Annotated in this window: 8 protein-coding genes; all 8 read right to left on the bottom strand. The window is 40.1% G+C overall.

The genetic code is table 11. From position 1 onward, the window contains the following. A complete protein-coding gene (locus tag AC04Q1_RS01170) occupies positions 1-1,155 on the bottom strand; it encodes a sialidase family protein (protein ID WP_478361033.1) in 1,155 nt (384 codons plus the stop codon). Positions 1,156-1,241: 86 nt separating this feature from the next. After that, positions 1,242-1,907, bottom strand: coding sequence for a DUF3826 domain-containing protein (locus AC04Q1_RS01165; protein ID WP_478361031.1), 666 nt, complete (start codon positions 1,905-1,907; stop codon positions 1,242-1,244). Positions 1,908-1,974: 67 nt separating this feature from the next. Continuing rightward, on the bottom strand, positions 1,975-4,713 hold the full coding sequence (locus AC04Q1_RS01160; RefSeq protein ID WP_478361029.1) for an alpha-L-rhamnosidase: 2,739 nt from the start codon (positions 4,711-4,713) through the stop codon (positions 1,975-1,977). Positions 4,714-4,787: 74 nt separating this feature from the next. Beyond that, complete coding sequence (locus tag AC04Q1_RS01155) at positions 4,788-7,589, bottom strand: glycoside hydrolase family 2 protein (RefSeq protein WP_478361027.1); 2,802 nt, start codon at positions 7,587-7,589, stop codon at positions 4,788-4,790. Then, the gene (locus tag AC04Q1_RS01150; protein ID WP_478361025.1) at positions 7,589-9,007 is read right to left on the bottom strand and encodes a sialate O-acetylesterase; all 1,419 of its coding nucleotides are present in this window, start codon (positions 9,005-9,007) and stop codon (positions 7,589-7,591) included. The genes AC04Q1_RS01155 and AC04Q1_RS01150 overlap by 1 nt, the downstream gene beginning before the upstream one ends. A 109-nt stretch (positions 9,008-9,116) precedes the next feature. Then, positions 9,117-10,949 (bottom strand): six-hairpin glycosidase, encoded by a 1,833-nt coding sequence (locus tag AC04Q1_RS01145; protein WP_478361023.1) that lies wholly within the window; start codon positions 10,947-10,949, stop codon positions 9,117-9,119. 98 nt (positions 10,950-11,047) lie between these two features. Beyond that, positions 11,048-11,974: a glycoside hydrolase family 43 protein gene (locus AC04Q1_RS01140; protein ID WP_478361021.1), complete on the bottom strand. Its 927-nt coding sequence runs from the start codon at positions 11,972-11,974 to the stop codon at positions 11,048-11,050. 211 nt (positions 11,975-12,185) lie between these two features. Further along, positions 12,186-13,586 (bottom strand): glycoside hydrolase family 140 protein, encoded by a 1,401-nt coding sequence (locus AC04Q1_RS01135; RefSeq protein WP_478361019.1) that lies wholly within the window; start codon positions 13,584-13,586, stop codon positions 12,186-12,188. Between the last annotated feature and the right edge of the window lie 2 nt (positions 13,587-13,588).

The following is a 13,588-nucleotide window of genomic DNA, read 5'->3' as shown; positions in this document are numbered from 1 at the left end:
TTAACCCTCCTCATTTTTGGTTTCTGTAATCACGGGAGCGGTATAACCTTTTATTTTAGGCCAGGTGCCGTTTACAATTTTCTTCAATTTCAATTTTGACGGATCAACTACTACATGTTTAATTTTCTCTCTTCTCCAGGTATAAATGAAGTGTAACATCCCATCAGAAGTTTGAATAACAGCAGGATAAGAATATTGACTGATCGGTGAATCTTCTAAAATTAAGGCCGCAAACCATTCTTTTCCATCTTTGGAAATGGAGACATTTAACGGGGTACGGGGTCCTTTTGCTAAATCGCCTGGGGGTAAAACATGATTGTACACCAATACCTGGCGACCATCTTTCATCGTTACCGCATCGGTTCCGGAGTTGTTATTTGGTAATGAAGTTTTGGTTAAGGCCGACCAGGTTTCTCCGTTATCATTAGACCAGGATTCTACAATCGCACGGTTAGCTGTTCTGGCCAAGATCTGCAGTTTGCCATTTCCATATTGTAAAATGCTTGGCTGAATAGCTTTGATCCCGTTTTCAGGAAGTGGGCCAATTGTTCTCCAGGTTTTGCCGTTGTCTTTGGTTACTTCGAAATGAATTTTCCAACCATCGCCTTCTCTGCTCGAGGGTGCAAAAAGATTTCCATTGCTTAATAAAACGGGTTTATTTTTTACCGGGCCGATAGCACCATCAGGTAATTTAATGGCCTCAGACCAGTTTTTGCCACCATCCTTTGAAGTTCTCATCATTCCCCACCATTCTGAGGGTTTTGGCCCGATTTTGTAAAACAACTGCAAGTCTCCACCCGGAACCTGATATAAGACCGGATTCCACGTGGGCAATCTTTTGCCATCAGGCTGGATACCATTGGCTACCGAAAAGGGCGCCAGCCATTTACCATCCACAAAACGGCTGATATAAATTTCTACATCTGGATTACGCTCCTTAGTCCCACCAAAAAATGAGGCCACTAAACCTGTTGGCGTTTCTGCTATGGTAGCAGAGTGGCAGGATGGGAATGGTGCTTTGTCATACAAAAACTCCTGTTTGATCACACCTTTTTGCCATTTTTCGACCTGGGCCTGAGCAGCTGCTACCATGAAAACAAGTCCTATTGTGAAGTATATTTTTCTTTTTAACATCTTATTTTTGATTACCGTCATTGCGAAGCTGATTTTTCTTCACTGAAGCAATCTATCCTATCAAGAAAGATTGCTTCGTCGTTCCTCCTCGCAACGACGATGTTATTTTACTGTTTCGCCTTAACCGCCTTTTCTTCTTTTATCTTTTTGGTATAAGCACTGTAAAGTGCTCTCCAGCTGCGTCCGTTATTATTGAGCATTTGTTCCGATTTTGTTTTGTAAATTTCGAAGATGGCTGAAATCTGTTTCATGTTTTTATAATCTATCGCCTGTTCTCTCGCTTGTTTTAAAAAAGCTAAAATTTTCGCTTCCTCATCAGCGGTTAAATCAGGAACGATGGCTTTATAACCTTTCATCGTGAATTCAACTTTTCCAATAGTGTATTTATCCAAAATGCTTTCCACCTCCGTTGCTGTTAAATTCTTTTTCAATTCATCCATAAGCGATTGATGAACCGTTGACGGCATGGCGGAATCGGCAATAATCTGTTTATCTAAATCACTTAATTTATTGCCTGTAACCGGGTTTATTCCATCAGGAACACTTGATGAAGGATGCTCGTTATGCCAATCCCTTACCGTTGTTAAATGCACCGCAATCGCATGTTCAACAGCTGATTTTTTAGCTGCATCAGTTAAATTTAAAGCTGAAGTCCATTCTTTAACCTTAGTCAGGATTTCTTCTGGTACAACAACATCTTTCGTTTGACTGAACGCGTTTACCGAGGTAATCAGTAAGGTGATCAAAATCAATGGGTTTAAAAACTTTCTCATAATTGTATTTATTTATGCGTCATTGCCAAAAGGATTGCTTCATACCTCGCAAAGACGGCCAGTTATATTATTTCTTCTCCACCACAAAAGCGTAATCACCAGAACCAAGCTCATACACTGCCCTGTTATGCTCCATTTTTATAAACTTTAAGTCCTTTATAGACTTAATTTTTTCTGAAACTTCATTTTTGTTGTTTGCCGGAATATAAACCCATGCCGTTGTGTTTGGCGGAATGGTAACGTTCCAGTTAAACTGATTTCCTGTTCGCTTATAACTACTTTTGATTAACCCATAAGCCGAATTGTAGCTGGCATTAACTGAGTTTAAACCAGTAATTATCTCCGGTTTCATCAGTATCTTTTTAAAGGCAGCAGTTTCTGATTTAATACCGGCCAGATTTTCATAATACCAGATAAGCAGATCGCCGAGCATCATCACATGGTTCTGCGAATTCATTTTTGGATCTGCCGTATTTCCATTCCACAATTCCCAGATGGTGGTTGCACCCTGATCAACCATATAGCCCCAGCTCGGATAGGTTTTCTGTGTGGCCACGGTATAAGCCAGGTCTGGTCGGCCGTTATCGTTTAAACAGCGCATCAGCCATTGAATACCCACCAAACCATTACTTAAATGGCCTTTATTGGTTACTTCGACCGTGTAGGTTATATTCTTAAACACCTGATCTACCTTGTTCTGCGGAACCATTCCAAAATAAAGTGGAATGATATTATCAGTTAACGCATTTGTAGCGTAATAGCCTTTTTCGTTGTAGTATTTCTGGTTAAAAGCCTCTTTTATTTTATTTCCCAATTGCTCATATGCTTCAACATCTTCGTTGTTGCCGCTTACCTTAGCAAATTGCATCATCAATTGAGTGAAATGATAATAATAAGCCGTTGAGATTAACTCAGATGGATATTTCTTGTCTGCACTTTTTCCTCTTCCAAACTCGATGGTAATCGGTGGCATACACCAATCGCCATAACTGTCTTTAGTCAGGATGTAATCTTTCATGTAACGATCCTGCATGTAGGCCAGCCATTTTTTCATTGACGGATAATTATCACGAACGGCAGAAACATCACCAGTTTGTTTGTATAACATTTCGGTAACCAAAAGCATCGCTCCAGGCCAGGTCATGTTGTCGCTATAGTAACGCCAGAAAGCTGGAGCAACATCCGGAATGGCGCCATCCTCTTTCTGCGAATTTCTGATATCCTGTAACCATTTGGCATAAAAACGGCCGTTATCAAAAAGAAAGCTTTCTCCATAAGCCACAGCGCCCCTATCGCCCAGCCAAGGCATGCGTTCGTTGCGTTGCGGGCAATCAACCGGAATCCCCTTATAACTACCGGCAATTCCCCACCAGGCATTTTTGAAGATCTGATTGGTCAAAGCATCCGAGGTTTCGAACATTCCGACCGTTTTAATGTTATCGTAGATCATTTTGCCAACAAAATCATTTGCCGATGGCTGGTAAGTATATCCCGAAAGTTCTACGTATCTAAATCCACGATAAGCAAAAGTAGGCTCCCAGGTTTCCGGTTCGCCTCCTTTTAATGTGTACAAATCGGTGCATTTTGCATTACGAAGATTAGCCGTAAAAAGTTCTCCATTATCTTGTAGCGACTCTGCAAAACGCATTTTGATTTGTTTTCCCTTTACCCCTCTTACCTTAATCTGCAACCAGCCCACCATATTCTGACCCATATCCAAAATATACCGCCCTCCCGAAAGCTTAGTAATGGAAACAGGTTTTATTGTATTCATCACCCGCATGTTTTCATTCATTTGGGCTTCAATGGTTCCTGTTGGTTCCTGTACAAATTCGGCTTTTGCCCACTTACTATCGTCAAAGCCTATTTTATTCCAGCCAGTTGCTTCTTTGGTAGCATCGTATTCTTCACCGTCATATTCGTTATTGGTTCTGATTGGTCCATCAGCTGTGCCTTTCCAGCTGTCGTCAGTGTCAATGTTTGCTGTTGTTCCATCGGTATAAACGATATTGATGTTCATCAGCATTTTCGGAAAACCAAATGTTTTGATTTTATAAGGCTTTTCATTTTGGCGCATGGCAAAGAAACGGCCATTTCCAAGTACCGTACCGATGGCATTTTTACCATTCTGAATATAACTGCTTACATCGTAAGTGTTATACTTTACATTTTTGGTGTAATCAGTCGCGGATGGAGATAAAACATCATTGCCCACCTTTTTACCGTTGATAAACAGTTCGTATAAACCTAAACCCACAATAGATGCCGTGGCGGATTTAATTTCTTTCGTACTTTGAAACTCTTTTCTGAAATACCTTGCAGACAAGCGTGAATCGGTTTTAATGTTATCCCATGGGAATGCCTTGTCGAAACCAATCCAGCCTTTCGGCCAGTCTTTGTAATATAGCAAACCCATTGAGAAATAGTTGTTTGCAGACCATTCGCTTTCACCTGCGCTCGTCCACACTTTAACCTTCCAATATACTTTATCCCTGCTTTTAAGCCCTTTTCCATTGTAAATTACATGAATAGATACTGGTGAATTTACTTTTCCTGAATCCCATAAATCGCCATCATTTGCTGTTAACTTTTCTTCAGATGAAGCCACTAAGATCTGATAAGCGGTTTGCATAACATTACGCGCTTTGGAAATGGTATGCCAGGCAAACCTTGGTTTTTGAACATCGATTCCCAATGGATTTTCGAGCATCTCGCAGGTGGTATGCTGCAAAACGATTTGCCCCACCACTTTTGAAAATGGCAGTAAGCAAACGCAGATGATCAATATATAGGTTTTAATGTTCATTACGCTTCGCGGTTGATTACACGGATCTATTGATTTTACTGATCTTTTATATTGTTTAATAATACTTTTCTCCTTCACTTCGTGGTACCTTCCCGCAATGACGATGTACTTATTGAAAAATCAAAATACAAGGTCATATTCAGTGCCCTGGCCGGATCTTTATCAAAATCGTAATAAATATTTTTCATTCCCATTGGTCCGGTTGTTTCGGGTTTTTGTGTTTTTGTGCCAATAGCCGAAATTGCATTCATAAATGAAATATCACCATTAGGGAATGTCGGGCTCATGTTATCGTATTCAGTATCCTTCGATTTCTTAGGTGTAAATAACCTTAAGAAAACATCTTCTTTATCCGTTATTACTTTAAACGATTGTTGTTTTCCGATAAACTCGCACCAATACATGTTCGAATAATAACCTTTAAATTCAGGATATTGCCATGGAGCTTCGCCTGTTGCAGAATTGTTGTAATCCTTTTTCCAGATGCCAAATTGCGTGCCCTTCATTCTGTTTTTCCAAACACGATATGGTCCGTTCCCCTTATATTCAACCGCTTTGATCGCTGTTTCGGGATAAGAAAAGTTCAAACCCACGAATGTGGTAAAGTAATCCGATGGAAAATATTTCACTTCCATTTTTAACCAGCCGGATGGATAAATGGTCCATTGCAAAGTATTCCAACTTTCTTTTTTATCAAATTTGGATGAAATCACCAAATTTTCACCGTCCACCCTTTTGGTGAAGTTTTTAAAGTTATTTACACCCTCCTGCAAAACCGGTCCGTTTGAAAATGGAATTACACCATTTGCATTTTTCACTTGTTGCAGCAAACCAGTCGTTTTATCGAAAGTTAAATCAATGCCATTGGCAGAAACCTGATAAACTTTTGAATCTTCTTTTAAACTCACCTTAGTAGAACCTGTTTTTACAACGATTTTTGTTGCATCATCCGCTGGCAGTGCAATCGGAAAACTCCAGGTGAACAGCTCCTTACCATCTGGTGCATTTGCCGTTAAGTATAAGGCATCAAAACTTCGCCAATCCGCCGGAAGATTAACCTGCAGCTTTCCTTTTTCAAAAGGCTTGATATCTGGTGCATCCGTTTTTCCGGTTTTAAATTCGTCATCTTTACCAGCTTTTAGTTTTTTGAGTTTCCAGCTGAAAGTACATAGGTTAAGGTTCGTAAAAGCATAACGGTTTTCTATGGTAAACGAACCATCAAAGCCAGCGGTCATTTCTCTTTTTTCTACAAAAACCGGACTCCAAACCTCCTTAATAGTATAAAAACTGCCTTCTTTTTCGTGGTATGGGCCAACAATTCCGTCCGGACCATGATTACCATCTGTATCTAATTCGCCGTTCTTATCGGTACGCACTATGCCCTGATCGGCAAAATCCCAAAGAAAACCACCTGCCGAAAGCGGATTGTTCCACATGGCATTCCAGTAATCTTGTATCCCTGCACCATGACCGCCGTCCCACATGCCATGTAGAAATTCGGTAGGCATTAAAATGTTGTGTCCGTGATCGTAATTGCCAATTCCGTAATTAAACTCACGGTAATGCGTGGTTTCGAATCCGTTAAAAACTTCCCATGGATGAATTAAAGACCGTTTTTGAATATCTTCTTCTGCGAAAAGGTGATCTAGCTGGCGGTTGTGTCCACCTTCGTTTCCATTGGCCCAAAATATAATGGATGGATGGTTTTCATCATTCAACATCATTTCCTTCATCAATTTTGTTCCTGTTGGGGTATCGTAAGTGCCATGCCAGCCTGCCAGTTCATCCATCACAAACATCCCAAGCGAATCGCAGACATCCAGAAAATGTCCGTCTGGAGGATAATGCGACATGCGAACGGCATTCATATTCATTTCTTTCATCAACAGTACATCGGCAATACTGATTTTTTTGCTTGTTGTTCTGCCCGATGATGGATAAAAAGAGTGCCGGTTTACACCTTTAAATTTCATTTTTACGCCATTGATGTAAACACCATCACGTTCTTTTACCTCTACCGTTCTAAAACCTACTTTTTTAGCAACCTGATGGATTTCTTTTCCGTTTTTGATCAGTGTAAAAGTAGCGGTATAAAGGTTTGGAAACTCTGAAGACCATAATGCCGGATTCAGAAACTGATGATTCAGCTGTACATTTTTGATTCCTTTTTTAATACTGGTGGTAAAATGATCCAAACGCTTTCCATCTTTAGCAAAAAGCTTAACTTCCATTTTATCCGCATCGCCTGTGTAAGAAAGTTGAGCGTTTAAATTACCATCAGCTTTGGCATCAATCTGGATTCGATCGATATGCGTTTGAGGTAATGATTCCAGGTAAACAGGTCTGAAAATCCCTCCGAAAATCCAGAAATCGGCTTTACGTTCGGCTTCATTAACGGATTGATTTGCAGAATGTTTGGATACCTTTACTTCAAGTAAATTATCGCCATCAAGCTTAATCAATTTTGAGATGTCATATCTAAATACGTAAAAGGAGCCCTGATGTGTTTCACCAGCAGATTTCCCATTAATCTTCACTTCGGTATCAGTCATTGATCCTTCGAAAACAATATTGATTTTTTGGTCTTTCCAATTGGCAGGAATCTTAAAACTATATTTATAAAGTCCTTGTTCTTTGCCTTTATTTTCCTCTTTATTAAAACCGTAATTATATTTCCCAAAACCTTGTAATTCCCAGTTTGATGGCACCGGAATGGTGGTCCATTTGCCAGAATTGGCACCAGCTGTACAGAAAAAATCCCAATTCACCGTATCGTCATTTCCGGTTCCCGATAGGTATAATTTTTCAATTTGCTGTGCCTTTAATGAGCAAAACGTGGTTACTAAACACAAGAAGAGTATAAATCTGCGCTTCATTAATTGGTTTTAAAAGTTTTAGTTAAGGGATTATCAGTACGGAAAGGCAAAGCAGGTAAGCCATTGCTATAAAAATTTCCTGACGGATTCTCTGTCCAGTTATAGCGCACAGCCACAGGTTCTGCAATTTCTTTTGCCGAAACCATCACTTTTCCATCTTTAACTACAGCCCCGGCATTGATGAACTTTCCATCTTTTCCGGCAATGGTAAAGCCTGTAATTGGATTTGAAGAGGAAGATTTTAAATAATCAAAATCCAACAGTACCTTCCCTTCTTTAAAAGAGGCCATTTTGTAAATAGGGCCCGAAAAATCTATGTTTTGACTGTAGGTTTTTGCCAATGCCCAAAGCGCCAATCTTCTTCCTACCTCCCATTTGTATGTGGGGTGCAGGTCTTCGTTCGAATCTGTTAAATCATTAGTCGATACCATTCCGGTATTGGGTAAACGTAGCAACTGGCTTTGTGCTTCCCAAAGTTCGGGCTCTGTATTTTCATCAACAGGTACCTTTCCTTTGGTTTTTGAATAATTAAAAGGGGCAATCTGTACGTAATAAAATGGAAGAGTATTTTCTTTCCAGGCCTTTCTCCAGCTATTGATTAACACCTTCATTTTATAGGCATAACTGATTTTCTCATTCAAAAAACAATTGGTTTCGCCCTGATACCAAAGAAAACCACGGATTTTAAATTGGGTAAGTGGTTCGATCATGGTGGGATAAAATTTACCAGGATCATTACCTACCTTTTGGTTCTTGAAATAATCCTCATGTTCAAACGCATTTTCTGAAATCCACGGCTCAATGGCACTGCCTGGAATGGCTGAGGAGATCATTCCGACAGGTACACCCAGTTTCTCCTGAACTTCTTTTGCAAAGAAATAACCTACAGCAGAAAAAGCACGTAAGGCCGAATCCTGAGCTATAGCCCAGCTTTTATGAATCGAATCGGGTTTGATCAGGGTTTTTCGGTTAACCAGGAAGATCCTGATCTGATCATTTTTTGCTTTTGCCACCTCATCCGACGGGAAACCTAATTTTTCGTTTTTAGGTCTCGGAATTTTAGCCAGTTTACGCATGGCATATTCCATGTTGGATTGACCTGAACAGACCCAAACCTCACCGACTAAAATATTGGTGAGTTCAATTTTATTCGAGCCAGTGATAGTCATTGTTTGAGCTTTCGCCGATATTTTTAAAGGCGTTAAAACTACAAACCAGTTTCCATTTTTGTCGGTAATGGTTGCCTTTTTCTGACCAGCAAATGCCACTTCTACCTTTTCGCCAACTGAAGCAAAACCCCAAATATTGATGGGTTTATCCCTTTGCAATACCATATTGCTCGATAAGATTTGAGGCAAAAGGATTTTTGCATTGGCTGTAAGGGAGAAAAGTGAAAGTAATGTCGTTATCGCCGTCATTGCGAGGAGGAACGACGAAGCAATCTTTCTAGCCTTTTGAAAAGATTGTTTCGCTTCGATGAAAAATCGAAAGCTTGTAACGACGGTATATTTTAAAAATTCAACCATCCTAAAATCCCTCCGTTTTTAAATATTTTATCAAATAAACCGCTTCCTTTTTTTCTGATTCTCCAGCATTTTTTAGATCATAAGTTTGATCTGCAGGTGTATCTACATCAGGAAAACGACGCACATCCCCGGTGCGGAAAACAATTCTGGAAACATCCGCAACAGGCTGAAAGGCTAAACTCGTTAATGCCTCTTTTCCATTTACCGTGATGGTATAAAACCGGGTAAAAGCATCCAGTTTTAGTTTAATATCATAATTTTTTCCAGCCTCGTATTTCATAAAATTTTTGTAACGGGCACCCGCCTTTGCGCTTAATGTTCCTGCGGTATCAAAAGTTAAGCGAACTGTGGCTGTTCCCTTTGCATCCTGTAATTCAATTTCCAATAAGCCAAAGTCATTTTGTTTCGGCGTAACAGAAAAGGAGGTGATCACTTTTTTAGCTGCAGGAAATAATCTTTCGGCTTTAGCGTAATCAAAAGGATCTTTGTCTTTTAAAACCAAAGTACCATTTTCAACTTTAACAGGCGCCCATAACGGACTGTATATGTTCCACATTTCGAGTGGTTTATCAGCTGATGTTTTACCAAAATCATCATTTACCTGCTGTGTGGCTTTATCATTCACAGGTACTGGCACTGAAGAAACCCATATGTCTTCCTTATTCATGCTGTAGGTAACCCATAATTTCCCATCTGCAGGCTTTCCATTTCCTTCTTCAATCCCCCGAACATATTGCGGGCCGTACGATTTGTAATTCCCTCCATAACGCATGGGTGTAATTTCTCCGTTTACCAATAGCAGGTTTGTGTAATCAAGTCCGTTTTTACTGGTTGAAATGGCTAATGGCCAGCGGTATTCTGAAGGATTATAGACGGTAGCATAATTCCCATCGGAAGTCTTTTGTCCCCATATTTTGGCATTACTATTTACAAAACCGGGTGCGCGGGAAGCATTTTCCGGCCAACTTTTGCCGTTATCATTGCTGATTGCGGTTAAGGCATTTTTCCATAAACCCACTACTCTTCCGTCAGGCAAGTGATAATAACTGAAGGCTTTATATTGTTTTTGTAAAGTGATTAAAGGATCCTTTCTATCGGCTTCTTCATTCCATTGTTGTGTCATTAATTTATTTGCCAACAGCTCATTACAGGCCTCAATGAAAGTTTTACTTTTACTTTTGGTGTACAATAAATATTTAGTGTTTTTCTCTGAGTAGCCTGGATTATAGTGAATAAAATAAATCGGACCGTATTTTCCATCTGCCTGAATTTCCCTTACCGCCCTGCCAATACCATGACCATCGTTGGGATCGTCTTTTGCATCAAAACTGATGGCGTAAAAACCTAAAACCAGGAACACGTTTTTTGTTGAAACATAAAACCCCATGCGTTGATGCATTACGGCATCCAGATCCTTCGCAACATCGGTTCTGCCCTCTTTTGTAGTTCCATCTGGAATTCTATACCTTGGAAATACAACTTCTGGTTTGGTCCAGCTGTAACCATCTTTAGATGATTGTATTAAGGTTTGTCCAGGCGGGATACTCTCTCCAACCTGATCACTCAAATATTCGATATAAAATTTGTTGTTCCAATATGCCAGCATAGGTGCATGGTTGTAGGTCCAGCCAAAGTTTTCGGCCAATTCCGGATGTTCCCTGTTTGCCCTGAAAGTCTGGATACTATGCACACCCATCACTGGCGAAAGCTGCCCATGATGGTAATCTGCATTAACCAGGGTTTTGCCCGTATAACGTACGGTATCTTGCGCCTGCGAAGCTTGTAGCCCAAATGCTAGTGTTAGGTTTAAACAAAGTATTTTAAATGTATTCATGTTTTCTAGTTCATTACGTCATTGCGAGTTTCCGATCTTTCAATTGCCTCACACTTTCGCTCATTCCCTTGCGCCAGTTCGCAATGACGAGTCATTTATTATTTTAATAAATGCTCAATTACTTTCCTCTTCACTTTTATAATCGTTCCGTGTTTATGCCCTTCAGGGATTGAAACTTCGGGAGTGACATCTTTAAATGTTTTAAAATCATCTGTTTTATAGGCCGAATAAGTCTTTTGTCCGTAAGCATCAAAATAAATCAACCAATCCTTTCCTACCTTTACAACCGTTGGCCCTTCTGTTAATTTAGGACTAAAAGGCACTGAAACATTTTCATAAGGGCCTAAAGCATCTTTAGCAAAAGCTACCTTTAAGTTCCTGTTCGGACGGGTATTATCTTTCAAAACCAATGCATAATCTTTGCTTGCCCGTTTCACAATCACCGCATCAATCACGCTGAAACCTGGATCTAAAAACAATTTTGATTTCGAGAAAGTCACAAAGTCTTTTGTGGTTATGCTGTACATCCGGTGATTATTTTCTTCTTCTTCTACTCCTTTAGTAAACCGGAATGGAATAGTTGAAGCCCAGATAATTACATATTCATTTTTTTTATTATCATAGAAAATTTCAGGTGCCCAAACGTTTACTGTCTTGGCTTCGCTTTCCATCACAGGTAGAAACTTTTGTTCGCTCCAGTTGATCAGATCTTTGGAACTGGCATAACCGAAACCCTTATCGCCTTTCCAGCTGCAAGTCCATACCAAATGAAAGGTTCCATCCGGGCCTTGAACAATAGATGGGTCGCGCAACACTTTTAGTGTGCCAACGGCTGGTTTCAGGAAAGTTTTATTCATATCCGTCCAGTGGTAAGCATCATAGCTGTATAAAAGCCTTAAACCTTCATTCGCTGGTTCGTGGAATGAGGTAAACAGATAAGCTTGCTTTGAGCAAGAAATTAATCCGCACAACAACAGGCCAATAATGGCTAAGCGAAATGATGATATGGACTTTGTTCTAAACACTATTTTCTTTAATTATTCTTCTGTAGTAATTGTGGGTCTGAGCGTAGTCGAAGACCTATTATATAATTTGCTAGAAAGATTGTCTTTCGACTATGCTCAGAATGACATCTTTTTAACTCTTGCGATAGATTTCTCCAATCCGTTGCACTCTAGTCGAAATGACGATTTTTGTGCAGGCTTAACGCCATGCGCCTTTCGCTCATCGCTTCTACTATACCTCTTCCAATACTAATACCCAATCGTTACCATTTACAGGCTCACCAGGTGGATTAAATTCTTTAACTCCTTTATTTTCAAATTCACCAATCGGCGTAATTTTCCCTGTTCTCGGATCAAACCAGGACGCTTTTACCTCATCACCATCTATTTTACCCATTTGTACGCTGAAATTTCTGCCTGTATAGGCATAAAGCAATGCAAATTCTTCACCTCTTGTGGCCAGGATACGCTCGTATTTTTCTCCGATTTGACCAGCAACTAATGTTTGATCAGGTACCCGGTCGAAATAAGAATGAGAAAGCATTAAATCCCTGAGGTATTGCATTTGCCTGGCACCGGGCGCATTTAAAGCCGTTATCCACTGGTCTCGAGGACCATAAGCCGGCTTTAAATCTGTTTTTTTATACATCTGCATCACTGAATTATGGCCGTAGGTGTAGCCAAATGCTCCCGCAAAAACCGACCAATAGCCATATCTTCTCACATCGCTATCTGTCCAACGGGGTTGTGTGGTATCGTGCAAACCTTGGGGAATATCTTCATAGGAAGGTTCTCCATCTATGGTTGGCTTGGTTGGTTTCAGTTTATAATCGGCCTCGATGTATTTCCAGTTATCCTCTCCATAATGTAATTGCTCATTTTTAGAAGTGTCCTGATCGTAACGGCGGTGACCTGACTGGACCATATCAAAATCACACCATTTTGCATTTTGAAACCATTGCGAAGAAGCTGTTCTTCCCCTTGGGTGGAATGTAATTAAATGATTGGGATCGTTTGCCCTTAAGGTTTCACCAATGGTGTTCCAAACGGCTGCACCCTCGCTGCCCTTGATATCGCCACCATTTAACCAGATGACATTCCATTTTTCTTTATAACGTTTTGCCAGAAACTCAGCATATGTTTTTGCCTGCTGTTTATTTACTTTCTTAGCTTTAACATTGGTGCCCCAAACCGGAACTAAAGCCATGTAGAGGCCTTTTTCGGCTGCTCTGTCGATGATATAATCTACATGGTCCCAATAATCGTAAGCCAAAGAATCTTTTGGATTGCTTCCCGGTGTAATCATTGGTTTGGAAGCATCCGCATGAACAAGTGAGGAATCGAGGTAGACATTTCTCGAAGGAACATCGTGTAACAACATCACCTGGATGACATTAAATCCTTTTTGCTTACGGTCTTCGAGATAGGTATTCGCCTCTTCTCTAGTTAATCTGCCGAACAATAACCAGCCCGTATCGCCCAGCCAAAAGAAAGGTTTGCCATCTCCAGTAGTCAAATATCTTCCATTTTCTGAAACCAGGAGACTTTTATCTCCAAAATGTGGCCTTTTTTTACAGCCAAAAGCCAAACAAGAAAGCACAACAAATAGAAATATTTTAGATTTAGCGTTCATAT

The organism is Pedobacter humicola (genome assembly GCF_056490705.1).
Note: the sequence above shows the minus strand (reverse complement) of the source record. Positions and strands in the feature narration are given on the sequence as shown.

Coding starts and splice junctions, on each gene's coding strand:
- AC04Q1_RS01145 (WP_478361023.1), bottom strand. CDS start 10,949: ATGAATACATTTAAAATACTTTGTTTAAACCTAACACTAGCATTTGGG.
- AC04Q1_RS01135 (WP_478361019.1), bottom strand. CDS start 13,586: ATGAACGCTAAATCTAAAATATTTCTATTTGTTGTGCTTTCTTGTTTG.
- AC04Q1_RS01155 (WP_478361027.1), bottom strand. CDS start 7,589: ATGAAGCGCAGATTTATACTCTTCTTGTGTTTAGTAACCACGTTTTGC.
- AC04Q1_RS01170 (WP_478361033.1), bottom strand. CDS start 1,155: ATGACGGTAATCAAAAATAAGATGTTAAAAAGAAAAATATACTTCACA.
- AC04Q1_RS01150 (WP_478361025.1), bottom strand. CDS start 9,007: ATGACGGCGATAACGACATTACTTTCACTTTTCTCCCTTACAGCCAAT.
- AC04Q1_RS01160 (WP_478361029.1), bottom strand. CDS start 4,713: ATGAACATTAAAACCTATATATTGATCATCTGCGTTTGCTTACTGCCA.
- AC04Q1_RS01165 (WP_478361031.1), bottom strand. CDS start 1,907: ATGAGAAAGTTTTTAAACCCATTGATTTTGATCACCTTACTGATTACC.